The organism is Buttiauxella cochleicola, from assembly GCF_021282405.1.
GTDB lineage: Bacteria > Pseudomonadota > Gammaproteobacteria > Enterobacterales > Enterobacteriaceae > Buttiauxella > Buttiauxella massiliensis.
This window is the reverse complement of the sequence record NZ_JAJSOU010000029.1, coordinates 1-23,344: the sequence shown is the minus strand read 5'-3', so window position 1 is coordinate 23,344 and position 23,344 is coordinate 1. Positions and strand designations below refer to the sequence as shown.

The 23,344-nt window shown below is 50.8% G+C and carries 23 protein-coding genes; 2 read left to right on the top strand and 21 right to left on the bottom strand.

Going from position 1 to position 23,344, the window contains the following annotated elements; translation table 11 throughout:
* Positions 1-71: 71 nt before the first annotated feature.
* The 15 genes from tolR to sdhC form a co-directional block, all read right to left on the bottom strand.
* On the bottom strand, positions 72-503 hold the full coding sequence (gene tolR / locus LVQ79_RS22255; protein WP_034497142.1) for a colicin uptake protein TolR: 432 nt from the start codon (positions 501-503) through the stop codon (positions 72-74).
* A gap of 10 nt (positions 504-513) precedes the next feature.
* Positions 514-1,200: a Tol-Pal system protein TolQ gene (tolQ, locus tag LVQ79_RS22250; RefSeq protein WP_074391983.1), complete on the bottom strand. Its 687-nt coding sequence runs from the start codon at positions 1,198-1,200 to the stop codon at positions 514-516.
* Entirely contained in the window at positions 1,197-1,601 is a 405-nt protein-coding gene (ybgC, locus tag LVQ79_RS22245) for a tol-pal system-associated acyl-CoA thioesterase (protein ID WP_034458754.1), read from the bottom strand. Before ybgC ends, tolQ begins: the two co-directional genes overlap by 4 nt.
* Positions 1,602-1,748: 147 nt before the next feature.
* Positions 1,749-2,042 carry a cyd operon protein YbgE gene (gene ybgE / locus LVQ79_RS22240; RefSeq protein ID WP_034458756.1) on the bottom strand — a complete coding sequence of 98 codons (294 nt, stop codon included), beginning with the start codon at positions 2,040-2,042 and terminating at the stop codon, positions 1,749-1,751.
* On the bottom strand, positions 2,042-2,155 hold the full coding sequence (gene cydX, locus LVQ79_RS22235) for a cytochrome bd-I oxidase subunit CydX (RefSeq protein ID WP_064512614.1): 114 nt from the start codon (positions 2,153-2,155) through the stop codon (positions 2,042-2,044). Before cydX ends, ybgE begins: the two co-directional genes overlap by 1 nt.
* Before the next feature lie 14 nt (positions 2,156-2,169).
* Positions 2,170-3,309: a cytochrome d ubiquinol oxidase subunit II gene (gene cydB / locus LVQ79_RS22230; RefSeq protein ID WP_232867025.1), complete on the bottom strand. Its 1,140-nt coding sequence runs from the start codon at positions 3,307-3,309 to the stop codon at positions 2,170-2,172.
* A 15-nt stretch (positions 3,310-3,324) separates the two neighbouring features.
* Complete coding sequence (gene cydA / locus LVQ79_RS22225) at positions 3,325-4,893, bottom strand: cytochrome ubiquinol oxidase subunit I (RefSeq protein WP_151995325.1); 1,569 nt, start codon at positions 4,891-4,893, stop codon at positions 3,325-3,327.
* Positions 4,894-5,930: 1,037 nt separating this feature from the next.
* A complete protein-coding gene (gene sucD / locus LVQ79_RS22220) occupies positions 5,931-6,803 on the bottom strand; it encodes a succinate--CoA ligase subunit alpha (RefSeq protein WP_034458762.1) in 873 nt (290 codons plus the stop codon).
* Positions 6,803-7,969: an ADP-forming succinate--CoA ligase subunit beta gene (sucC, locus tag LVQ79_RS22215; protein WP_034458764.1), complete on the bottom strand. Its 1,167-nt coding sequence runs from the start codon at positions 7,967-7,969 to the stop codon at positions 6,803-6,805. The genes sucD and sucC overlap by 1 nt, the downstream gene beginning before the upstream one ends.
* A 107-nt stretch (positions 7,970-8,076) precedes the next feature.
* Entirely contained in the window at positions 8,077-9,303 is a 1,227-nt protein-coding gene (gene odhB / locus LVQ79_RS22210; RefSeq protein WP_151995324.1) for a 2-oxoglutarate dehydrogenase complex dihydrolipoyllysine-residue succinyltransferase, read from the bottom strand.
* Positions 9,304-9,317: 14 nt separating this feature from the next.
* The gene (gene sucA, locus LVQ79_RS22205) at positions 9,318-12,125 is read right to left on the bottom strand and encodes a 2-oxoglutarate dehydrogenase E1 component (protein ID WP_151995323.1); all 2,808 of its coding nucleotides are present in this window, start codon (positions 12,123-12,125) and stop codon (positions 9,318-9,320) included.
* A 215-nt stretch (positions 12,126-12,340) separates the two neighbouring features.
* Entirely contained in the window at positions 12,341-13,057 is a 717-nt protein-coding gene (locus LVQ79_RS22200; RefSeq protein WP_034458770.1) for a succinate dehydrogenase iron-sulfur subunit, read from the bottom strand.
* Between the two features lie 15 nt (positions 13,058-13,072).
* Positions 13,073-14,839: a succinate dehydrogenase flavoprotein subunit gene (gene sdhA, locus LVQ79_RS22195; RefSeq protein ID WP_120066214.1), complete on the bottom strand. Its 1,767-nt coding sequence runs from the start codon at positions 14,837-14,839 to the stop codon at positions 13,073-13,075.
* Positions 14,839-15,186 (bottom strand): succinate dehydrogenase membrane anchor subunit, encoded by a 348-nt coding sequence (sdhD, locus tag LVQ79_RS22190; protein ID WP_034458774.1) that lies wholly within the window; start codon positions 15,184-15,186, stop codon positions 14,839-14,841. Before sdhD ends, sdhA begins: the two co-directional genes overlap by 1 nt.
* Entirely contained in the window at positions 15,180-15,584 is a 405-nt protein-coding gene (sdhC, locus tag LVQ79_RS22185; RefSeq protein WP_064512637.1) for a succinate dehydrogenase cytochrome b556 subunit, read from the bottom strand. Before sdhC ends, sdhD begins: the two co-directional genes overlap by 7 nt.
* Positions 15,585-15,863: 279 nt before the next feature.
* Here sdhC and LVQ79_RS22700 point away from each other — a divergent pair, with 279 nt between their 5' ends.
* Both LVQ79_RS22700 and LVQ79_RS22180 read left to right on the top strand, forming a co-directional pair.
* Positions 15,864-16,022 carry a hypothetical protein gene (locus LVQ79_RS22700; RefSeq protein WP_502258295.1) on the top strand — a complete coding sequence of 53 codons (159 nt, stop codon included), beginning with the start codon at positions 15,864-15,866 and terminating at the stop codon, positions 16,020-16,022.
* A 337-nt stretch (positions 16,023-16,359) separates the two neighbouring features.
* On the top strand, positions 16,360-17,646 hold the full coding sequence (locus LVQ79_RS22180) for a citrate synthase (RefSeq protein WP_064512639.1): 1,287 nt from the start codon (positions 16,360-16,362) through the stop codon (positions 17,644-17,646).
* A gap of 55 nt (positions 17,647-17,701) precedes the next feature.
* Here the strand turns inward: LVQ79_RS22180 and LVQ79_RS22175 are convergent, their stop codons facing one another.
* From LVQ79_RS22175 to phrB, 6 genes are all read right to left on the bottom strand, one after another.
* Positions 17,702-18,463: a hypothetical protein gene (locus tag LVQ79_RS22175; protein ID WP_232867023.1), complete on the bottom strand. Its 762-nt coding sequence runs from the start codon at positions 18,461-18,463 to the stop codon at positions 17,702-17,704.
* 92 nt (positions 18,464-18,555) lie between these two features.
* Positions 18,556-19,347 (bottom strand): endonuclease VIII, encoded by a 792-nt coding sequence (nei, locus tag LVQ79_RS22170; RefSeq protein WP_232867021.1) that lies wholly within the window; start codon positions 19,345-19,347, stop codon positions 18,556-18,558.
* 17 nt (positions 19,348-19,364) lie between these two features.
* Positions 19,365-20,297, bottom strand: coding sequence for a 5-oxoprolinase subunit PxpC (pxpC, locus tag LVQ79_RS22165; protein WP_232867019.1), 933 nt, complete (start codon positions 20,295-20,297; stop codon positions 19,365-19,367).
* Entirely contained in the window at positions 20,291-20,947 is a 657-nt protein-coding gene (gene pxpB, locus LVQ79_RS22160; protein ID WP_232867018.1) for a 5-oxoprolinase subunit PxpB, read from the bottom strand. The genes pxpC and pxpB overlap by 7 nt, the downstream gene beginning before the upstream one ends.
* 20 nt (positions 20,948-20,967) lie before the next feature.
* Positions 20,968-21,711, bottom strand: coding sequence for a type 2 GTP cyclohydrolase I (locus tag LVQ79_RS22155; protein WP_232867015.1), 744 nt, complete (start codon positions 21,709-21,711; stop codon positions 20,968-20,970).
* Positions 21,701-23,137: a deoxyribodipyrimidine photo-lyase gene (phrB, locus tag LVQ79_RS22150; RefSeq protein ID WP_232867012.1), complete on the bottom strand. Its 1,437-nt coding sequence runs from the start codon at positions 23,135-23,137 to the stop codon at positions 21,701-21,703. The genes LVQ79_RS22155 and phrB overlap by 11 nt, the downstream gene beginning before the upstream one ends.
* Between the last annotated feature and the right edge of the window lie 207 nt (positions 23,138-23,344).

The window sequence follows — 23,344 nt, the reverse complement described above, 5'->3', positions numbered from 1 at the left end:
CTTACTTAAGTAAGCTCCTGGGGATTCACTCACTTACCGCCTACCTGCAACATGAATTATTTAGGAATAGATCAGATTGGCTGCGTCATCAGACCGACGGATTTCACACCTGCACTATGCAGCATGTTAAGTGCTTTGATGATTTCCTCGTAAGGGACATCTTTAGCACCACCGATCAAAAAGACCGTTTTCGGATTTGCCTGCAAACGACGCTGTGCTTCCGCAATAACCTGTTCAGATGGCAACTGGTCCATACGGTCTTTCTCAACCACCACGCTGTACTGCCCTACCCCGGACACTTCAATAATGACCGGCGGTTCATCGTTACTGCTCACCGTCTGCGAATCTGTCGCATCCGGCAAATCTACCTCAACGCTTTGTGTAATGATTGGAGCCGTTGCCATAAAAATAAGCAACAATACCAACAGTACGTCCAGCAGAGGAACGATGTTAATTTCGGACTTTAATTCCCGACGACCACGCCCACGTCCACGTCTGGCCATGACTTACCCCTTACTGCTTATCGCTGCTGGTAAAAGCCTGACGGTGCAGGATAGCCGTGAACTCTTCCATGAAGTTGTCGTAATTCAATTCCAGTTTGTTCACACGTTGGTTCAGGCGGTTATACGCCATAACCGCTGGGATTGCAGCGAACAGGCCGATTGCAGTTGCAATCAGTGCTTCTGCAATACCTGGAGCAACCATCTGCAATGTCGCTTGTTTCACCGCACCGAGTGCGATAAAGGCGTGCATGATCCCCCAAACCGTACCAAACAGACCAATATACGGGCTGATGGAACCCACAGTTCCGAGGAAAGGAATATGAGTTTCTAGCGTTTCCAACTCACGACTCATGGAAATACGCATGGCGCGAGATGCCCCTTCAACGACTGCTTCAGGTGCGTGCGTATTAGCACGATGCAGTCGGGCAAACTCTTTAAAACCTGAATAGAAAATTTGTTCAGAGCCAGCAAGACTGTCACGGCGGCCCTGGCTTTCTTGATAGAGACGGGACAATTCAATGCCCGACCAGAACTTATCTTCAAAAGCTTCTGCTTCACGAGTAGCAGCATTGAGGATTCGCGTTCGCTGAATAATGATTGCCCATGATGCAATGGAAAAACCAATCAAAATCAACATGATAAATTTGACCAGAAGGCTTGCCTTCAGGAACAAATCAAGGATATTCATGTCAGTCACTGCTTGAACTCCGCGACAATAGACTTGGGAAGCGCACGAGGCTTCATTAGGTGTGGATCAACACAGACGATCAGGACCTCAGCTTCGTTGAGTACCTGATTATCGGCATTGACGATTCGCTGTGTAAATACCATAGAGGTACCACGCATCGATGTAATTTCACTTTGGATTTCGAGTAAATCGTCGAGTCGGGCAGGCGCCAAATAATCCACAGTCATTCTGCGGACAACAAAGGCGACGCGCTCTGCCAACAAATCTTGCTGGCTAAAATGGTGATGGCGCAACATTTCAGTGCGTGCTCTTTCATAGAAAGCAACATAACTGGCGTGGTATACCACACCACCGGCGTCAGTGTCTTCGTAATAGACACGAACCGGCCATCGAAACAGCGTTGTACTCACAATACATCCCGGTAATGCAATTTAACGTTGCTACTATACGCAAGAGGATGGGGGTTGGGAATGGGTAGCATTAAACGTTAGGTAAATATTTATGGGCTTGTTAAAGCCCATAAATTTTAAGTGAAATGCGCTGAGGTTAAAGAAGCATCAGAAGAAGAAAATAGCCAGTCCTGCCAGCAAGACTAATTGTGCGGGTAATGGGCTAAAAACTCCCTGCCACAGCACTTTACGAGGGCGAAAACCCACGCCATGAATCACGCCGGTGCATACAGCCCACATCAGCAAAAAACCATGCCAGATTTCAAGACTACTGGTTTTCGCCGCAAAGCGGGACGGGTCCCAAAATATACACACGGCAAGAACTAATGCCATTATCAAGGAAAGAGCCCTTAAAGGGCTCTTATCCATTACCGCATAAAGCTTCGCGATAATTGCTTCCATCAAATTTCTTCTTTACCGGCTTTAGCAGCTTCAACATGCTCAAGTGCCAGGGCGGTAATGATGCCAAAAGCACAGGCAAGAAGCGTCCCCAGAATCCATGCAAAGTACCACATAATCAGCTCCTTACTTAGTACAGAGAGTGGGTGTTGCTTTCGATATGCTCTTTGGTGATTCGACCGAACATTTTCCAGTAACACCAGGTGGTGTAGATAAGAATGATCGGTACAAATACCGCAGCAACATAGGTCATCACATTCAGAGTTAACTGGCTGGATGTTGCATCCCACATGGTGAGGCTAGCGTTCAACATGGTGCTCGAAGGCATCACGAACGGGAACATCGCCACACCGGCAGTCAGAATGACACAAGCCAGAGTCAGTGAGGAGAACACGAATGCCATCGCGCCTTTCTCAAGACGAGACATCAGCACAGTCAACAGTGGCAGAATCACACCCAGAGCAGGGATGAGCCATAGAATCGGCATATTATTGAAGTTCACCATCCAGGCACCAGCCTGACGAGCGACTTCTTTAGTCAGCGGATTCGATGCTGCATGGTGGTTCAGCTCTGAAGTCACAACGTAACCATCGATGCCGTAAATCACCCAAACACCAGCAAGTGCGAAGCACACCATCATCACCAGCGCTGAAATTTGCGCAGCGGCTTTAGCACGCAGATGCAGTTCACCCACAGTACGCATTTGCAGATAAGTTGCACCCTGAGCAAGGATCATGGAAACGCTCACGACACCAGCCAACAGGCCAAACGGGTTCAGCAACTGGAAGAAGTTACCGGTATAGTACAGACGCAGATACTCATCAACGTGGAACGGCACGCCTTGCAGCAAGTTGCCGAACGCCACACCGATAACCAACGGCGGCACAAAACTACCAATGAAAATGCCCCAGTCCCACATGCCACGCCAGCGCATGTCTTCAATCTTCGAACGGTAGTCAAAACCTACCGGACGGAAGAATAATGAAGCCAGTACCAGAATCATTGCCACATAGAAACCAGAGAACGCAGCTGCATAAACCATCGGCCAGGCAGCGAACAATGCGCCACCAGCGGTGATGAGCCATACCTGGTTTCCATCCCAGTGCGGGGCGATGGAGTTCACCATAATGCGGCGTTCAACGTCAGACTTGCCAATGATGCGAGACAACATGCCCACACCCATGTCAAAGCCGTCGGTGACTGCAAAACCAATCAGCAGAATGCCAACCAGCAGCCACCAGATAAAACGCAATACTTCATAATCGATCATTTGACGACTCCTGTCTTAGCGTGCCGGCTGAGAGGTCACATTGGACTGCTCAAAGTGATAGCGACCTGTTTTCAGACTGCTCGGCCCAAGGCGAGCAAATTTGAACATCAGGAACAGTTCCGCCACCATAAACAGCGTGTAAAGGCCGCAAATCAGTACCATGGAGAAGATCAGATCGCCCACGGTCAGAGAGGAGTTAGCAACCGCAGTTGGCAATACCTCACCAACAGCCCATGGTTGACGACCGTATTCGGCAACAAACCAACCAGATTCAATCGCAATCCACGGCAACGGGATACCATAGAGCGCCGCACGCAACAGCCATTTTTTCGAGCCGATTGCATTACGCGTCACAGTCCAGAACGAAGCCGCGATGATGAACAGCATCAGGAAGCCACAGCCAACCATGATACGGAATGCAAAGTACAGCGGAGCTACACGAGGAATAGAATCCTTAGTTGCTTTCTGAATCTGCTCTTCCGTCGCGTCAGAGACGTTCGGGGTATAGCGTTTGAGCAGCAAACCATAACCCAGGTCTTTCTTGACTGACTCAAAGTTATCGCGAACAGCCTGGTCTTTAGAACCTGCACGTAACTGTTCCAGAAGGCTATAAGCCTTCATACCGTTACGAATACGTTCTTCGTGTTGCACCATCAGGTCTTTCAGACCAATAACTTGCTTATCCACAGAGCGGGTGGCGATGATGCCAAGCGCGTATGGGATCTGAATCGCATAGCTATTTTCCTGCTTGTCCTGGTCCGGGATACCAAACAGCGTAAATGATGCTGGAGCCGGTTGAGTTTCCCACTCAGCTTCAATAGCAGCCAATTTGGTTTTCTGCACGTCACCCATTTCGTAACCGGATTCATCACCCAGCACGATTACAGACAGGATTGCCGCCATACCGAAGCTTGCAGCGATTGCAAAAGAACGCTTCGCAAATGCAACGTCACGGCCTTTAAGCAAGTAGTAAGAGCTCACACCGAGGATGAACATCGCACCACATACGTAACCAGACGCTACGGTGTGAACGAATTTCACCTGCGCAACCGGGTTAAGGACCAGCTCGGAGAAACTGACCATCTCCATACGCATGGTTTCGAAGTTGAAGTCGGAAGCAATCGGGTTCTGCATCCAGCCGTTTGCGACCAGAATCCACAGTGCTGAAAGGTTGGAGCCAAGTGCCACCAGCCAGGTTACCGCCATGTGCTGAACTTTGCCCAGACGATCCCAACCGAAGAAGAACAGACCTACAAAGGTGGATTCAAGGAAGAATGCCATCAGGCCTTCGATGGCCAGTGGGGCACCAAAAATATCACCCACGTAGTGTGAATAGTAAGACCAGTTTGTACCGAACTGGAACTCCATGGTTAAACCGGTAGCCACGCCCAAAGCAAAGTTGATACCAAACAACTTGCCCCAGAACTTGGTCATATCTTTATAAATTTGCTTACCTGACAGAACGTACACTGTTTCCATGATGGCCAACAAGAACGCCATACCGAGCGTTAGTGGCACAAAAAGAAAGTGGTACATCGCGGTCAAGGCAAACTGTAAGCGCGACAGTTCGACAATATCCAACATCTTGACTCCTTGCTCTTCGCATGAAGACTTCGACCGTGGCCAACCGTAAGGAAAACCACAACGCATGCCCTAATACAAAAACATTAGCTTCCAGACTTCATCCCTTCGTCATTTTATTTGCATGTAACGAAGAAAGATGAAAGGTTACAAACACGTTAATAAAAACCCAAAATAATCCGCAAATATATTACCCTGCAATTTCCCTACAATAAATAGGTAATTGCTTAGTGTTATTTACGTTTCTCGACAGTGATCAATTTATAGCGAAAATGTCCCATAACAGCCAGTTTGATCTGCAACAATTTACGCTGTTTTGCATACTACTAGCCAGTTTTAGATATTGATCTAGCGCAATTTATTCCCTGATTGTTAATTTAGTTTCCCACTTAAATTAATAGTAAACTTAATGTTAATGACATGTTTTTAAGATATCACTAAGGTTAATGGGAAAATGATATCCATAAACAAAAACTATTTATTGCAGACAAGTTAAAAAATAAATTCCGAACGTTAACAGCGATGGTTTTTTATCTTCACGCGCTATTTTGATCAGGCTGTTTCTTTTCTTACCTAAAATTAACAATTAATTTACTTTTAACGTTTCATTATTTAACAAGGCGCTGTTTTTGATAAGGTTAGTATTCAGTAGTGTAGTTCTTAAAAACATAAACTACTTAAAAACCCCAACCTTAAAAAACGGTAAGATTCCGCTCCGTTAGCCATTACCAGATACGATTCTGACGGCATGTGAGAGCAGAAAGGTTTGGCCCCCCTCCCCTTGCCGATTGTTGTTACAGTGAATTTTCATCCATTGTCACTTTTTGATATTCTACACACCAGTAATCATGCTCCAGTAGCGATGATAGAAGTCGAAGTGAGAGGCTTTCGGCTTTTTAAGCTGCTCAGGCAGCCAAATCACTCAAGGGGCCATAAATGGCTGTTTGGGAAATACTGTCATCGATGACCACAAATTTTGGCCATAAAAAAGGCCGCTCATTGAGCGGCCAACCATGTCGAACAATTATTATTAGTTCTGCTTACTGAGGCAAAATAGCTTTCAGTGCGTCACCGATATCAGCCAGGCTGCGAACGGTTTTCACGCCTGCGGCTTCCAGCGCTGCGAATTTCTCGTCCGCAGTCCCTTTACCACCCGCGATGATGGCGCCAGCGTGGCCCATACGCTTGCCTTTCGGCGCAGTGACACCTGCGATGTAACCAACAACTGGCTTGGTGACATGCTCTTTAATGTACGCGGCTGCTTCTTCTTCAGCGCTACCGCCGATCTCACCGATCATCACGATAGCTTCAGTCTTCGGATCTTCCTGGAACATCTTCAGGATATCGATGAAGTTAGAGCCAGGGATCGGGTCACCGCCGATGCCTACACAAGTAGACTGGCCCAGACCGATATCAGTGGTCTGTTTGACCGCTTCATACGTCAGCGTACCAGAGCGAGAAACGATACCCACTTTGCCTGGCAGATGAATATGACCCGGCATAATGCCGATTTTGCACTCGCCAGGGGTGATAACGCCCGGGCAGTTTGGCCCAATCATGCGCACGCCAGCTTCGTCCAGTTTCACTTTCACAGTCAGCATATCCAGCGTCGGGATGCCTTCGGTGATGGTGATAATCAGCTTAATGCCTGCGTCGATTGCTTCCAGAATGGAGTCTTTGCAGAACGGTGCCGGAACGTAGATTACAGATGCGGTCGCACCAGTTGCTTCTACTGCTTCACGCACAGTGTTAAACACTGGCAGGCCGAGGTGCTCAGTGCCGCCTTTGCCTGGCGTAACACCGCCAACCATTTGCGTACCGTATGCAATCGCCTGCTCGGAGTGGAAAGTCCCCTGGCTGCCGGTAAAGCCCTGGCAAATAACCTTGGTATTTTTATCGATCAAAATGGACATTATTTCCCCTCCACGGCAGCAACAACCTGCTGCGCTGCGTCCGTCAGACTTTTCGCTGCAATAATATTCAGGCCACTATCAGCCAGTTTCTTCGCACCCAGTTCCGCGTTGTTACCTTCCAGACGTACTACCACTGGAACGTTAACACCCACTTCGGCAACCGCACCGATGATACCGTCTGCGATCAGGTCGCAACGCACGATACCGCCGAAGATGTTCACCAGAACCGCTTTCACTTTGTCGTCAGACAGAATGATTTTGAATGCTTCGGTTACGCGTTCTTTCGTTGCGCCGCCACCAACGTCCAGGAAGTTTGCTGGTTCGCCGCCGTGCAGTTTAACGATGTCCATGGTGCCCATTGCCAGGCCCGCACCGTTAACCATGCAACCGATGTTGCCATCCAGGGCAACGTAGTTCAGTTCCCACTGTGCAGCCTGAGATTCACGTGCATCTTCCTGGCTTGGGTCACGCATTTCGCGCAGCTCTGGCTGGCGGAACAGCGCGTTGCCGTCAGCACCCAGTTTGCCATCAAGGCACACCAGGTCACCCTGCTTAGTGATAACCAGCGGGTTGATTTCGATAAGTGCCAGGTCGCGCTCAAGGAAGATGTTCGCCAGACCCATAAAGATCTTGGTGAACTGCTGAACTTGTTTACCTTCCAGACCCAGTTTGAAAGCCAGTTCACGGCCCTGGTAAGGCATTGGGCCTGCCAGCGGATCCAGTGCAACTTTGTGGATCAGGTGCGGGGTTTCTTCCGCAACTTTCTCAATTTCAACGCCACCTTCGGTAGACGCCATAAACACTACGCGACGGGAGCTACGATCAACCACCGCGCCAAGATACAGTTCTTTATCAATGTCAGTCGCAGCTTCAACCAGAATCTGGTGAACCGGCTGACCATTTGCGTCTGTTTGGTAGGTAACCAGGCGTTTGCCCAGCCAGTGTTCAGCAAAAGCACGGATGTCTTCTTTGCTGTTAACCACTTTCACGCCGCCCGCTTTACCGCGGCCACCAGCATGAACCTGACATTTCACCACCCACGGACCTGCACCAATTTTTGATGCCGCTTCTTCCGCTTCACGCGGTGTATTACAGGCGTAACCGACTGGAGCCGGCAGGCCATATCGAGCAAACAACTGTTTCGCCTGATACTCGTGTAAGTTCATGAGTTCTATCATCCTTCAGGGTAATCGTTATAAACCTGTAGGCCGGTGCGCTATTCATGCCAGATGGCGCGCAGCTTTCGGCCTACAGTGCAGGTGATGCTTTAAAACTAAACGTCCAGCAGCAGACGAGTCGGATCTTCGAGCAATTCTTTGATTGCTACCAGATAACCCACTGACTCACGGCCATCGATCAAACGGTGATCGTAAGACAGCGCCAGATACATCATCGGCAAGATCTCAACTTTACCGTCAACCGCCATCGGACGATCTTTGATAGCGTGCATACCGAGGATCGCGCTCTGCGGCGGGTTGATGATCGGCGTAGACATCAGGGAACCGAACACACCACCGTTGGTGATGGTGAAGTTACCGCCTGTCAAATCTTCAACGGTCAGTTTGCCGTCACGGCCTTTCACTGCCAGCTCTTTGATGCGTTTTTCGATGTCAGCCATACCCAAGGTATCAACATCACGCAGTACCGGAGTGACCAGGCCACGTGGGGTAGAAACCGCGATGCTCACGTCGAAGTAGTTGTGGTAAACCACGTCTTCGCCATCGATAGAAGCGTTCACTTCTGGATAGCGTTTCAGCGCTTCAACCACCGCTTTGATGTAGAAGGACATGAAGCCCAGACGTACACCGTGGCGTTTTTCGAAAGAGTCACCGTACTGCTTACGCAGATCCATGATTGGCTTCATGTTCACTTCGTTAAACGTGGTGAGCATGGCGGTAGAGTTTTTCGCTTCCAGCAGACGCTCAGCAACGCGTTTGCGCAGGCGAGTCATTGGAACCCGTTTCTCGCTACGGCCAGCAATTGGTGCAACCGGAGCTTTAGTTTCAACAGCCGCTTTAGCTGCCGCAGGTTGAGCCGCTTTCGCCTGGGTCAGATGCTTATCAACATCTTCACGGGTGATACGGCCACCGACGCCGCTGCCTTTAATGGCGTTAGCATCCAGAGAATGCTCTGCAATCAGGCGGCGAATAGCCGGGCTGAGTGCGTCATTGCTCTGCTCTTCCAGAGAAGCCTGCTGGCGCTGTGCCGGGGTAGACTCTTTGCTTTCTGTTTTCGCAGAAGTCTCTTTACCAGCGCTGTTACCTTCACGCAGGCGGCCCAAAATTTGACGAGAAGTTACTGTTGTACCTTCATCTTCCAGTACAGCATCCAGAACACCATCCGCAGACGCCGGTACTTCCAGTACCACTTTGTCAGTTTCGATTTCCACCAGCACTTCGTCACGGGTAACGGTGTCACCCGGTTTTTTATGCCAGGTAGCAACGGTTGCATCGGCAACGGACTCAGGCAGGTCAGGAACTAGAATATCTACGCTACTCATTTTTTATCCTTTAATTAATCGACGTTCAGCGCGTCATTAACCAGATCTTGCTGCTGCTTCTGGTGAACGGACAAGTACCCTACCGCAGGTGATGCGGAGGCTGGGCGACCTGCGTAACGCAGACCTGATCCAAATGGAACTACTTCACGGAAATGGTGCTGGCTGCAGTACCAGGCGCCCTGGTTGAGCGGCTCTTCCTGGCACCAGACAAAATCATGTACGTGAGCAAATGGTTTCAACACTTCCTGCATCGCCTGATGCGGGAATGGATATAACTGTTCGATGCGCACAATTGCCACATCTTTCTGGCCGTTCTTACGACGCTGTTCCAGCAAATCGTAATAAACCTTGCCAGAACACATTACCACGCGTTTCACGCCAGCAGGATCCAGCTCGTCAACTTCGCCGATTGCAGGCAAGAAGGTGCCGTTAGCCAGTTCATCCATAGTGGAAACCGCCAGTGGGTGACGCAGTAAAGATTTCGGTGACATAACTACCAGCGGACGGCGCATACCGCGCAGCGCCTGACGACGCAGCATGTGGTAAACCTGTGCTGGAGTCGAAGGCACGCAAACCTGCATGTTCTGTTCCGCACACAGCTGGAGATAACGCTCCAGACGTGCAGAGGAGTGCTCCGGGCCCTGGCCTTCGTAACCGTGTGGCAGCAACATCACCAGGCCACACATACGGCCCCACTTCTGCTCGCCGGAACTGATGAATTGGTCAATCACAACCTGAGCACCGTTCGCGAAGTCGCCGAACTGGGCTTCCCAGATGGTCAGTGTACGAGGTTCCGCAGTGGCATAACCGTATTCGAACGCCAGTACCGCTTCTTCAGACAGCACGGAGTCCCAGACTTTGAACTCGCCCTGGCTGTTGTGAACGTGTTGCAGCGGTGTGTAAGTCGAACCGTTAGTCTGGTTGTGAATAACGGCGTGACGGTGGAAGAACGTTCCACGGCCCACGTCTTCACCGGACAAACGTACAGAAACGCCTTCATCGACCAGTGTTGCGTACGCCAGGTTTTCAGCAGCACCCCAATCGAATTTCTTCGCGCCATTCGCCATTTCCATACGGTCACTGTAGATTTTCGCTACACGGGACTGCATCTCAACGGTTTCTGGCGCGCTGCTAATACGCTTAGCCAATTCCTGCAAACGCTTCATTTCTACCTTGTTCGGATAGCTCTCATCCCACTCGTGGTTGAGGTATGGCGACCAGGTAAATGAATGCATGTTCATCGGGCGATATTCTTCCACCACACACTCGCCAGCATCCAGCGCGTCACGGTAGAGATTCACCATTTCGGTGGCATCTTCAAGCGTTGCCAGTTTTTGCTGCTCCAGACGGTCGGCGTAAATCTTACGCGGCGTTGGGTGTTTCTTGATTTTCTGGTACATCACTGGCTGAGTTGCACTTGGCTCATCAGCTTCGTTGTGACCATGGCGACGGTAGCAAACCAGGTCGATAAACACGTCGCGCTTAAAAGTGTTACGGAAATCCAGTGCCAGACGGGTAACAAACGCCACCGCTTCCGGGTCATCCGCATTCACGTGGAAAATCGGTGCCATCACCATCTTACCGATATCGGTACAGTACGGCGTGGAGCGCGCATCCAGAGGGTTGGAGGTGGTGAAACCAATCTGGTTGTTGATGACGATGCGAACGGTACCGCCCACTTCGTAACCACGCGCTTTGGACATGTTCAGCGTTTCCTGAACCACGCCCTGCCCGGCAACCGCTGCGTCACCGTGAATGGTGATTGGCAGAACCTGGTTGCTGCCTGGTTTATCTAAACGATCCAGACGTGCACGCACAGAACCAATTACCACCGGGCTTACAATTTCAAGGTGCGACGGGTTAAACGCCAGCGCCAGGTGAACCAGACCGCCTTCGGTTTCCACGTCAGATGAGAAGCCCATGTGGTACTTCACATCACCAGTGCCGAGATGTTCTTTATGCTTACCGGCGAACTCGTCGAACAGTTCCTGCGGTTTCTTGCCGAGTACGTTGATCAGTACGTTCAGGCGGCCACGGTGTGCCATGCCCAGAACCACTTCACGTGTGCCGCTCTTGCCCGCATGGCGGATCATCTCTTTGAGCATTGGCACCAGTGCGTCACCACCTTCCAGCGAGAAGCGTTTCGCGCCTGGGAATTTCGCACCCAGGTAACGCTCAAGGCCTTCTGCTGCGGTCAGCTCGCTCAAGAAGCGTTTCTTTTCTTCAACGGTAAACGTTGAGTGCCCAACCACAGATTCAATGCGCTGCTGAATCCAGCGTTTCTCTTCAGTGTTGGTGATGTGCATATATTCCGCACCGATCGAGCCGCCATACGTCTGCTTGAGCGCATCAATCAAGTCAGCAAGCTTCATGGTCTCTTTGCCGCTGGCAAAAGAACCTACATTGAAGGTTTCCTGAAGATCGGCATCAGTCAGATTGTGGAATGCTGGGTCAAGATCTGGAACCGCATCCTGTTTCCACAAACCAAGTGGATCAAGGTTTGCAGCCTGATGCCCACGGAAACGCCAGGCGTTGATCAGCTGCAACACTTTGACTTGCTTGACGTCGGTGTCAGGGTCGGTGATTGCGGTGGAATAACGTGAGGCATCCTTCGCCAGACGACGGAAATAATCACGTGTTTTGGAATGGAATTGATCCGGTCTGGCCCCGGTTCCAGGTAATTGCTGGAACATTGAGCGCCAGTGCGCATCAACAGAGTCAGGATCGGTTAAGAAGTCTTCATAGAGCTGCTCTATCCAGGACTGGTTTGCACCTGCCAGGTAAGAGGAATCCAGCCAGGCTTTCATTTCGCCGTTCTGCATCGTGATCCCTTAAGCATTTTTATGCTTATTTCGCCGTGAATAACTATTACGTACAAAATACAGAAGTTGTACGCATTACCGGGGTTCACAACTACGAGCCTTTTTCCTTTCCAGGCGACTCGAGAAGGAACCTTTAAAAACTGTCGCAACAGGGCAGTTTTTAAAGGTTTCCTGCAATTTATTTCCCTCTCCCGTTAAGGAGAGGGAACGAAAAGCTAGGCACTCTTTTGCAGCAGCATCGACTTAATGTGGCCGATGGCTTTCGTCGGGTTCAATCCCTTAGGACAAACACTGACGCAATTCATAATGCTATGGCAGCGGAATACGCTGAAAGCGTCACTCATACCATCAAGACGGCTTGCAGTTTCTGTATCACGGCTGTCAATCAGGAAGCGATACGCCGCCAGTAACCCTGCCGGGCCGATGAACTTATCCGGGTTCCACCAGAATGACGGGCAGGATGTCGAGCAGCACGCACACAGAATACACTCGTACAAACCATCCAACTTCTCACGCTGCTCAGGTGACTGCAAATGCTCACGAGCCGGTGGATTTTGCCCATTATTCAACAGGTAAGGCTTAATCTTCTCATATTGGGCATAGAATTGCCCCATGTCCACAACCAGATCGCGCACAACCGGTAATCCAGGCAGTGGACGGATGACAATCTTCTGCTTTCCGTTACCCAATGCTGAGATTGGCGTGATACAAGCCAGGCCATTCTTGCCATTCATGTTCACACCATCAGAGCCACAAACCCCTTCACGGCATGAACGACGGAACGACAGCGTTGGGTCTTTTTCTTTCAGTTGCATCAGCGCGTCAAGCAACATCATGTCACGCCCTTCTTCCCCTTCCAGGGTGTACTCCTGCATACGCGGAGCATCGTCAACATCCGGGTTGTAGCGATAAATAGAGAATTCGAGTTTCATCACTTTGCTCCGCTATTAATAAGAACGCACTTTCGGCGGGAATGCCGGACGCAGTTTCGGCTGCATGTTCACCTCACGGCGCGTCATGCTTTCCGATTCAGGCAGATACAGGCTATGGCACAGCCAGTTTGCATCGTCACGTTCCGGATAGTCGAAGCGGCTATGCGCGCCACGGCTTTCGGTGCGGAAGTTAGCGGAAACAGCAGTTGCGTAAGCGGTTTCCATCAGGTTATCAAGCTCGAGGCACTCAACACGCTGGGTGTTGAACTCGCTTGAAGTGTCATCCAGACGAGCGTTTTTCAGGCGCTCGCGAATTTGTTTCAGTTGCTCAAGGCCTTTGGCCATCGCATCACCTTCGCGGAATACCGAGAAGTTGTGCTGCATACATTCCTGAAGCGCTTTACGAATTTGCACTGGGTCTTCGCCGTTACGGTTGCCGTTCCAACGATTCAGACGCTCAAGTGCTGCATTAATTTCGTCTTCGGTTGCGTCACGCAGCTCGCCCTGTTCCTGGATAGACTCCAGCAGATGCATGCCCGCAGCGCGACCAAACACCACCAAATCCAGCAGCGAGTTGCCGCCCAGGCGGTTAGCACCGTGAACCGATACGCAGGCGATTTCACCTACGGCAAACAGACCTGGAATCAGAACGTCTTCGCCCTGCTCGTTTACCGTCAGCGCTTGCCCGGTCACTTTGGTCGGAATACCGCCCATCATGTAGTGGCAAGTTGGGATAACTGGAATTGGCTCTTTAATCGGGTCAACGTGGGCAAAGGTACGAGACAGCTCAAGAATACCCGGCAGACGGGATTCCAGAACTTCTTTACCTAAGTGATCAAGTTTCAGTTTGGCGTGTGGACCCCATGGGCCATCACAACCACGACCTTCACGGATTTCAATCATGATGGAGCGAGCAACAACATCGCGTCCAGCAAGGTCTTTAGCGTTTGGTGCATAGCGCTCCATGAAACGCTCGCCATGTTTGTTCAGCAGATAGCCGCCTTCACCACGACAACCTTCAGTGACCAGTACGCCCGCGCCAGCAATGCCGGTTGGGTGGAACTGCCACATTTCCATATCTTGTACTGGCACACCTGCACGCAACGCCATGCCAACACCGTCGCCGGTATTAATGTGTGCGTTAGTGGTGGACTGATAAATACGGCCTGCACCGCCGGTTGCCAGAATGGTAGCTTTCGCTTTGAAGTAAACCACTTCGCCGGTTTCGATACACAGCGCGGTGGTACCGACTACGGCACCATCGGCATTTTTCACCAGATCAAGCGCATACCATTCGGAGAAGATCGTGGTTTTGTTTTTCAGGTTTTGTTGGTACAGGGTGTGCAACAACGCATGACCGGTACGGTCAGCTGCTGCTGCGGTGCGTGCCGCCTGCTCGCCGCCGAAGTTCTTCGACTGGCCGCCAAACGGACGCTGATAAATAGTACCATCTTCAAGACGGGAGAACGGCAAACCCATATGCTCCAGTTCCAGAATCGCTTCCGGGCCGGTTTTGCACATATATTCAATGGCGTCCTGGTCACCGATATAGTCGGAACCTTTCACCGTGTCATACATATGCCATTCCCAGTTGTCTTCGTGGGTATTACCCAGCGCAACGGTGATACCACCCTGCGCAGACACGGTATGAGAACGGGTTGGGAAAACTTTAGATAACAAGGCACAAGTCTGGCCGCCTTGTGAAATTTGCAGTGCGGCGCGCATACCTGCACCACCAGCACCGATCACGACTGCATCAAACTCTCTGACTGGTAAACTCATTACACACCCCACACCACAACGAATCCATAAATGACGTAAACCAGCAGTGCAACAACAATAACAAGTTGCAGGCCAAGACGAATCGCCACTGGTTTAACGTAGTCGGTCAACACCTGCCACATGCCAATCCAGGCATGGATCAAAATTGAGAACAATGTCAGCAGGGTGAACACTTTGGTGAAGGCGGAGCCGAAGAAACCACTCCAGACCTCGTAGGTTAAATCGCCGGTAACAGCGAAGAACCCGATCATATAAATGATGTACAGGGTGATGACGATGGCGGAGGCACGGACCAATATATAGTCATGCACACCATTGCGACCTAATGCGGAGGCATTGCTTACCATACGAGGACTCCTGCGAGAAGTGAAAGCACGACAGTAATAACAAATGAAATCATCGCGGATCGTTTGCCCGCTATCAGGGTTTCTTCCAGCAAACCGGTGTCCATCATGATGTGGCGGATGCCCACAACAACGTGATAAGCCAGTGCTGTGAGGATGCCCCACATAATGAATTTAACAAAGAAGCTACTCATTATTGCTGACGCAACAAGGAAGCCTTCTGGAGACGAGAGTGACTGGCCTAACAACCACAGTAGGATGCCTACAGCCACAAAGGTGATCACGCCGGATACACGATGGAGGATGGAAGCGATTGCAGTGACGGGGAACCTCATCGTTGTGAGATCGAGGTTTACAGGTCTTTGTTTTTTCGCATTTTTTATCATGAATAGCGCCCACATGCTGTTCTTATAGTTTCCTTCCTCCGGATCTGCAGGCGGGGTCAGACAGCGTGAACTTTCTATAACTGTGCGTCATGCAAAAACAGCTACATCCAGATGCCAAAAAGCTGGCTACAACGCTGGGTGGCGCCCGGTGGCAGGGTATTCCGGAGACCTGGCGGCAGTATAGGCGCTTCACAAATTCATTACAATTAACCTACATATAGTTTGAAGGGCTTTTGGTCTGAACAGTGAGCAGGATCACGATAACAACATTATTTTAAATTTTAGTCATCTGATTTGACAAAAGTTAAACATTCTTGTTACAAACGATGCCAGAAAAGCCGTATAATTCGCAAAAGTTATAGGGTCAGCCTTTCACCTGAGAATAAGTTATGTAACAGTGTATCGGTATTGACCCAATCAATCAGGACCGTTATTAGTGGTACACAGATTTGAGTGATATGGACTGCTAACACCCTGATTTGCTGTTTTTTCGCCTGCGTGGCTCGTGTTACCTGCAAGCGCCCGTTGCTCTGTACCCTGCGTTACACTGTTATCAAAACAGAGCTGAGAGCCAAATAAAAAACTGGTATGCGTCACGGTTGGTTTGAATGTATTTCCTAAATAATTCGAGTGGCATCGAGGCGGCAACGCAGCGAATCCCCAGGAGCTTACATACGTAAGTGACTGGGGTGAGCGAGGAAAGCCAACAAAGATGCAACTTGAAGTATGACGGGAATAGGCAAGTCGGGCATCCCGCAGTCTGATGAATAAGGCGCTAAGGAGACCGTAAATGTCTGATAAAAAAGCAACTCTCACCTATAACGGTGATGATGCTCTGGAACTGAATGTGCTAAAAGGCACTCTCGGTCAGGATGTAATTGATATCCGTAGTCTTGGTTCTAAAGGTGTATTTACTTTTGACCCGGGTTTTACCTCTACCGCATCATGCGAATCAAAAATCACCTTTATCGACGGTGATGAAGGCATCTTGCTGCACCGTGGTTTCCCGATCGATCAACTGGCAACACACTCCAATTATCTTGAAGTCTGCTATATCCTGCTGAACGGCGAAAAACCGACCCAGGAACAATACGAAGAATTTAAAACCACCGTCACCCGTCACACCATGATCCACGAACAAATCACACGTTTGTTCCACGGTTTCCGTCGTGACTCCCACCCGATGGCTGTGATGTGTGGTGTGACCGGTGCACTGGCGGCGTTTTATCATGACTCCATGGACGTGAATAACCCACGCCACCGTGAGATTGCCGCGTTCCGACTGTTGTCCAAAATGCCAACCATGGCAGCAATGTGCTACAAATATTCAATAGGGCAACCGTTCGTATATCCACGCAACGACCTGTCTTATGCCGGTAACTTCCTGAACATGATGTTCTCCACGCCGTGCGAGAAATACGAAGTTAACCCAATTCTGGAACGCGCAATGGACCGAATTCTGATCCTGCACGCAGACCACGAGCAAAACGCTTCCACATCAACCGTTCGTACTGCTGGCTCAAGTGGCGCTAACCCATTCGCGTGTATCGCAGCCGGTATCGCATCCCTGTGGGGACCTGCACATGGTGGTGCTAACGAAGCAGCACTGAAGATGCTTGAAGAGATCAGCAGTGTTGAACATATTCCTGAATTCGTTCGTCGTGCGAAAGATAAGAATGACTCTTTCCGCCTGATGGGCTTTGGCCACCGTGTGTACAAAAACTACGACCCGCGTGCCACAGTAATGCGTGAAACCTGCCATGAAGTTCTCAAAGAGCTGAATCTGAAAGATAACAACCTGCTTGAAGTGGCGATGGAACTTGAGCATATCGCGCTTAACGACCCGTACTTCATCGAGAAAAAACTCTACCCGAACGTGGACTTCTACTCAGGCATCATCCTGAAAGCAATGGGTATTCCATCTTCCATGTTTACCGTTATCTTCGCGATGGCGCGTACTGTTGGCTGGATTGCACACTGGAATGAAATGCACGACGACGGCATTAAAATTGCCCGTCCACGTCAGTTGTATACTGGCTACGAACAGCGTGATTTCAAATCTGATTTGAAAAAATAAGTTCGTTTCTGGAAATTAAAGAACGCGCCGAAAGGCGCGTTTTTTTTGGTCAGCGTTATGCCTGTGGGTTATCCGTCAGATTGGTGATGTCCACGCCCTGCGGTGCCGATGTTTGCGTTTCGGTCTGCGACTGGGTTGTTGGCGTCAGTACGGTGACTTTCGGCGACTGAGTTTCCTGCGTCGTTGCTGGCGCGGCAGGTGTTGTCACTTGCGTCTGTTCAGTCGTGGCAGGTGGTGTAACCTGCGTCTGTTCGACCGTGGCAGGTGGTGTAACCTGCGTCTGTTCGACCGTGGCAGGTGGTGTAACCTGCGTCTGTTCGACCGTGGCAGGTAGCGCAACCTGCGTTTGTTCAGTCGCGGCAGGCGCTTCAATTTGCTGTTGTATAACCGGAACAGATTCTACCGGAATCGTTTCTGACTTCGGTTTAGGAACCGGAGTTGACGCGCGGACGGTAAATGTCGGTTTACTATTCGCAATGGAATATGTCACGTGGCTGACAACATCGCTCGATGTCGACACTTCGACAGGCGATATGGTTACGCGACCAATTAACGTACGGGCATAGCCACCGACTGTATGTTTGCCCTCTGGCAGTTGTAGCTCAAGACTTTTACCCGTCCCCAGCGCACCGGCATCCTTGCTATCCACGGTCACGTATATTGTGGTGCCATCGTCGGTTTTCGTTGGGATATGCGTCACGGTCACGCGCGAGGAGCCGAAATCGAAAGCCGATGTCGGATCATCGGTTTTCGATTTTGCGCATCCTGTCAGGACTAAAACGGCTGCCACAGCAGCCAGGGCGAAACGAGAACTCATAGTGCAACGTCTTCCTGTAAGGTTTTTTTGTGATCTGCGTCCCAATATACCCGATCTCTGCCCGGTGAGATAAACGCAATCTTCGCGATTATTTAATACTGGCAACCAGGGCACCAATAAAACGGCCTCGATGAAAGCATCGTTTTCTCGATTACCCCGCCGCAGCGCTCGCACTTCTCCCCTGCCCGATGAAAGACTTTGAAGCTAAAAATCGCCCCGTGATGTCTGTTTTCATCCACATTTCCACGCGTATTGTAGGAATGTCGCGGAATATCCAGCAACGCGCGCGAAAGATTTTCGAGCTGTTCAGCCGTTAAATCCTGCGCTTTATGATGCGCCAGCAACCCCACCGCCCAGAGAATTTCAACGCGCAGATAATTTCCTAATCCGGCGAGAAATGCCTGATCCAGTAACAGCCCGCTGAACTGGCGCTTGCGAAATCTCGTCGACAACAAACGCTCTTTCACCTGCTCCGCGCTGAGAGTGAGATCCAGCACATCCGGGCCAACACGCAGCAAAAACGGGTGATTCGCCAGACCATCAGCGTCGAGCATGTCAATGTCCGAAGCGCTATAGAGCAAAATGGCTTTATCGGCTGTCTGCAATTTCACGCGCAAGACTCGCGTGGTTTCCGGCATTTCCCCGGTGTTAATCACGCGCCACACGCCATAAAGCTGGTTGTGGCTATAAAGGGTTAAACCGCCGGAAAAATGCGTCAACAGAGCTTTGCCGCGCGTTTCGATACGCTCGACTGTCTGGCCGACTAACGCCTGTTCAAACACTTTTAATTCAGGAAAGGCGAACCACGCCGCAGTTAATGGTTTACCTAAAACGGCGGCTTCAAGTTTATCCGCCGCTCGCCTTATTTCTGGACCTTCTGGCATCTCTTTGCCCTTGAAAATTAGTCTTCGTTATTCAGCCGCCAGGCCAGTTGCTCAAGATAGATTTGCTGCTCACGACGCGCTTTCAGGGCTTCTTCCAACGTGCATTGCACGAAATGAACCGGCTCCCCTAAGCGTAATTGCGCAAGATTAAACATGTCAGCTTCGATAACGCAGGCAATCCTTGGATACCCACCGGTCGTCTGCGCATCATTCATAAGCACAATAGGCTGCCCATTATGCGGCACCTGCACTACTCCCGGCAGTAGCCCATGCGACAACAACTCGCGATCGGTAGTGCGCTCAAGCCGCTGCCCCTGCATGCGATAACCCATGCGGTTACTTTGTGGGCTTAACTGCCACGGTAAACGCCAGAATGCATCTTGCGAAGTGTGTGTAAACTCCTGATATTCCGGGCCGGCCAGCGCACGAATGCGGTTCCCCCACAAGAGTTGCTTTACACCGCGCGACTCCCGGAACCGTCGAGTTGCCGGTAATAGCGGTATTTCATCGCCATCTTTGAGCAAACGCCCTTCGATGCCGCCAATTTGCGCTTTAAGATCGGTACTATAAGAACCCAGGATTTCCGGGACATCCAACCCACCGGCGACAGCAAGATAGCTACGCATCCCTCGTTCAGGCACTTTTAGCCTTAATTGCTGGCCCGCTTTCACCGGTAGCCGCCAGCCAGTCCAGACTGTATGCCCATCCAATTCAGCGTGACTTCCTGCACCAGTCAATGCAAACCAGCCATCGTTGGTGAACTCAACAACGCAATGGCCTAGCGTGATTTCCAGCGCGGCACTATCGGGTGCATTACCCACCAGCAAATTAGCAATTTTCAACGCTGGAGTATCAAGAGCACCACAGCGGCTAACGCCCAACTGCCGATAACCAAAACGCCCTGCGTCTTGTATCGACATATGCATTCCAGCACGGATTATTTTCAGCACACACCCTCCTTTTGAGGCACAAAGCGGACGGTATCTCCCGGAGCCAGTAGTGTTGGCACGTCATCAGCCGGATTGAAGAGTCTCACGGGCGTCTGGCCGATAAGCTGCCAGCCACCAGGCGTTGCCAGCGGATAAATACCTGTCTGGCTGCCGCCAATTCCTACTGAGCCTGCAGGAACCATCAGGCGTGGCTCAGCTCGACGCGGCATATAAAGAGTTGGAGCAAGGCCTGCAAGATAGGCAAAGCCCGGTTGAAAACCGAGAAAATAGACAATGTAATCAACGGATGAGTGCAGCTCCACAACCTGGCTTGCCGATAAGCCGCAATGCCCTGCGACTTCGGCTAAATCAGGGCCAAAACTGCCACCATAAATGACCGGAATTTCAATGCGGCGGGATTCAACCACCATGGCCTCGCTCTCTTCCCACCAGCGCTGGAGCCGCTCAATACCATCCAGCGCCAGGCTTTGCGGTTCACGTAGCACCACAGTGATGTTGTTCATCCCAGGAATAACTTCTGAAACAGCGGGAGATTCCAGTAGACGCTGGGTTAATCCCCAGATTCGTTGCTGGCTTTCCAGCGATAAAGGTGGTTCCAGTTCAAGAACTACTGCACTTTCGCCTAGCAGATAACACCGCGCTCTTTGCACTTTTACTCCTCGGTCTGACGTTATGCCGGGTTCGGAATATCGATAAAGGTTACTTCCAAATCTGTCTCACTATTCAGCCAATCACTTAATGCCTGAATACCGCCGCGCTCGGTGGCGTGATGCCCGGCCGCATAGAAATGTAGACCTTGTTCACGTGCAGAATGAATCGTCTGCTCTGAAACTTCACCAGTAATAAACGCATCAACGCCGAAACGAGCCGCGCTATCAATAAAACTTTGCCCGCCGCCCGTACACCAGGCGACACGGCGAATTTGTTCAGGACCAGTATCACCGCTCCAAAGCGGTGTACGACCAAGGCGCATCTCAATCCACGAAGCCAGCTCTACCCCCGAAAGCGGAGTTGGAAACTCCCCCCACGGCACCAGCGGCTCAACTTCTCCTTTGGTTTCAATCCCCAGCAACGCTCCAAGCTGCGCGTTATTACCGAGCTGTGGATGCGCATCAAGCGGTAAATGCCAGCCGTATAAATTGATGTCATTGCTGAGCAGCGCTTTCAGGCGATTGCGTTTCATCCCACGAATCACCGGCGACTCACCTTTCCAGAAATACCCGTGGTGAACAATCACCGCATCGGCCTGTTGGCGCACCGCTTCGTCAATCAGCGCCTGGCTTGCTGTCACACCGGTAACGATTTTGCGGACTTCTTCACGCCCTTCGACCTGCAAACCATTCGGCGCGTAATCGCTGATAGCAGCGCTGTTGAGTTTTTCGTTAATCAGGCGTTCCAGTTCGCTATTTTTCATTATCTTTCTCTTCAGATTTACGGGCCGCTTCATAAGCGGCGAGTGTCGCGATACGTGCTTGTTTATGGTCGACAATCGGGCGCGGATAGTCCAGTTCCAATTGTTGTTTGTCCGCCCAGACCCAAGGGGTATGGATGTATTTATCAGGTATATCACTCAATTCTGGCAGCCACTGGCGGATAAATTCACCTTTTCCATCGAATCGCTCGCCCTGGGTGGTTGGGTTAAAGATTCTAAAATAAGGTGCTGCATCAGTGCCGGTCGAGGCCGCCCATTGCCAGCCGCCATTGTTAGCAGCCAGGTCACCATCAATCAGTTGTGACATAAAGTAGCGTTCGCCGCATCGCCAGTCGATAAGCAGATCTTTTACCAGAAAACTGGCGACAACCATACGCAAGCGGTTGTGCATCCAGCCCGTGGTATTCAGTTGGCGCATTGCGGCATCGACAATCGGGAACCCCGTTTTCCCTTGCTGCCACGCGTCCAACAGCATTTCATCTTGTTGCCAGCACAGGTTGTCTGTCCATAGGATAAACGGCTGATGGCGGCAAAGTTTCGGATACGCCACCAGCAAATGACGATAGAACTCGCGCCAGATCAGCTCGTTTAACCACACGCTCCCGCTCCCACCGTCCAGTACCTGCGGATGTTCTTTCAATAATCGGTGCAAACACTGGCGCGGCGAAAGCACGCCAAGCGCCAGATACGGCGACAAACGGCTGGTGCCTTCGATAGCAGGGAAATCACGCTGTTCGGGATAATGTGCCGCAGGATGCTGGCAAAACTCACGTAATTTCGCAATAGCGGCCCGCTCGCCGATGGGAAACAGTGAGGAGTCGATTTCCGCACATGGATAATCAAACGGCTCTGTTGGCGTCACTGAAAGCGCCTCACCACGCGGTCGCGGAGCCACAACGCATTCGGGCAACCCTTCGCGCAGCCTTTTAATAAACGCTTTGCTGAACGGGGTGAACACTTTGTACATCTCGTGATTGCCAGTCATGAGGCTTCCGGGCGCCAGCAAAACGCTGTCATCAAAACCCTGGCAAATCACTTTTTTACCGAGGCCACGTTCAACCGCCAGATCGCGCTGGCGCTCATTCAGCTCGTATTGATAGTTGTAAAACAGTGCGTCGATATTTTCGCTTTCACAAAACTGCGCAAGGCACTCTATCGAAGCGGTAAAATCAGGCACTTGCCTGATACAAAGTTCGATGCCACGCTCCGCAAGTGACGCTTGTAACGCATTTAAATGACCATGAAGAAACTGCGCCTGGCGTGGCGCCATATCATGTTGTCGCCATTGTTCAGGTGTGGCAATAAACAGCCCCATCACGCGAGCGCCAGGGTCACGGCAGGCTGCCGCCAGCGCCAGATTGTCATTAATGCGTAAATCATTACGAAACCAGACCAGATGCGTGGCCATACAACTCCATTTTTATTTGCCGAAGCTAAAAGTGTACTTAAGTGTAGCAATTCATTGAAATAAAAAAGGCTACCGCGAAAGGTTAATGCCGGTCACTTAAGGTGACCGGCATTGTTTTTTAAGGGATATTTCGACCTTTTTTCTCTCACTTCCCTTGCATATTCACGCTCACGCCTCGAGGGGAGTTTTAGCATCGCTGCGTTGCTG

What these genes read in the sequence shown, in the direction of transcription:
- sucC (WP_034458764.1), bottom strand. Translation starts at nt 7,969, where the DNA reads ATGAACTTACACGAGTATCAGGCGAAACAGTTGTTTGCTCGATATGGC.
- sdhC (WP_064512637.1), bottom strand. Translation starts at nt 15,584, where the DNA reads ATGTGGGCGCTATTCATGATAAAAAATGCGAAAAAACAAAGACCTGTA.
- nei (WP_232867021.1), bottom strand. Translation starts at nt 19,347, where the DNA reads ATGCCAGAAGGTCCAGAAATAAGGCGAGCGGCGGATAAACTTGAAGCC.
- tolR (WP_034497142.1), bottom strand. Translation starts at nt 503, where the DNA reads ATGGCCAGACGTGGACGTGGGCGTGGTCGTCGGGAATTAAAGTCCGAA.
- cydX (WP_064512614.1), bottom strand. Translation starts at nt 2,155, where the DNA reads ATGTGGTACTTTGCATGGATTCTGGGGACGCTTCTTGCCTGTGCTTTT.
- phrB (WP_232867012.1), bottom strand. Translation starts at nt 23,137, where the DNA reads ATGGCCACGCATCTGGTCTGGTTTCGTAATGATTTACGCATTAATGAC.
- sdhD (WP_034458774.1), bottom strand. Translation starts at nt 15,186, where the DNA reads ATGGTAAGCAATGCCTCCGCATTAGGTCGCAATGGTGTGCATGACTAT.
- sucA (WP_151995323.1), bottom strand. Translation starts at nt 12,125, where the DNA reads ATGCAGAACGGCGAAATGAAAGCCTGGCTGGATTCCTCTTACCTGGCA.
- LVQ79_RS22180 (WP_064512639.1), top strand. Translation starts at nt 16,360, where the DNA reads ATGTCTGATAAAAAAGCAACTCTCACCTATAACGGTGATGATGCTCTG.
- LVQ79_RS22200 (WP_034458770.1), bottom strand. Translation starts at nt 13,057, where the DNA reads ATGAAACTCGAATTCTCTATTTATCGCTACAACCCGGATGTTGACGAT.
- sucD (WP_034458762.1), bottom strand. Translation starts at nt 6,803, where the DNA reads ATGTCCATTTTGATCGATAAAAATACCAAGGTTATTTGCCAGGGCTTT.
- odhB (WP_151995324.1), bottom strand. Translation starts at nt 9,303, where the DNA reads ATGAGTAGCGTAGATATTCTAGTTCCTGACCTGCCTGAGTCCGTTGCC.
- LVQ79_RS22155 (WP_232867015.1), bottom strand. Translation starts at nt 21,711, where the DNA reads ATGAAAAATAGCGAACTGGAACGCCTGATTAACGAAAAACTCAACAGC.
- sdhA (WP_120066214.1), bottom strand. Translation starts at nt 14,839, where the DNA reads ATGAGTTTACCAGTCAGAGAGTTTGATGCAGTCGTGATCGGTGCTGGT.
- ybgE (WP_034458756.1), bottom strand. Translation starts at nt 2,042, where the DNA reads ATGGAAGCAATTATCGCGAAGCTTTATGCGGTAATGGATAAGAGCCCT.
- cydA (WP_151995325.1), bottom strand. Translation starts at nt 4,893, where the DNA reads ATGTTGGATATTGTCGAACTGTCGCGCTTACAGTTTGCCTTGACCGCG.
- LVQ79_RS22175 (WP_232867023.1), bottom strand. Translation starts at nt 18,463, where the DNA reads ATGAGTTCTCGTTTCGCCCTGGCTGCTGTGGCAGCCGTTTTAGTCCTG.
- cydB (WP_232867025.1), bottom strand. Translation starts at nt 3,309, where the DNA reads ATGATCGATTATGAAGTATTGCGTTTTATCTGGTGGCTGCTGGTTGGC.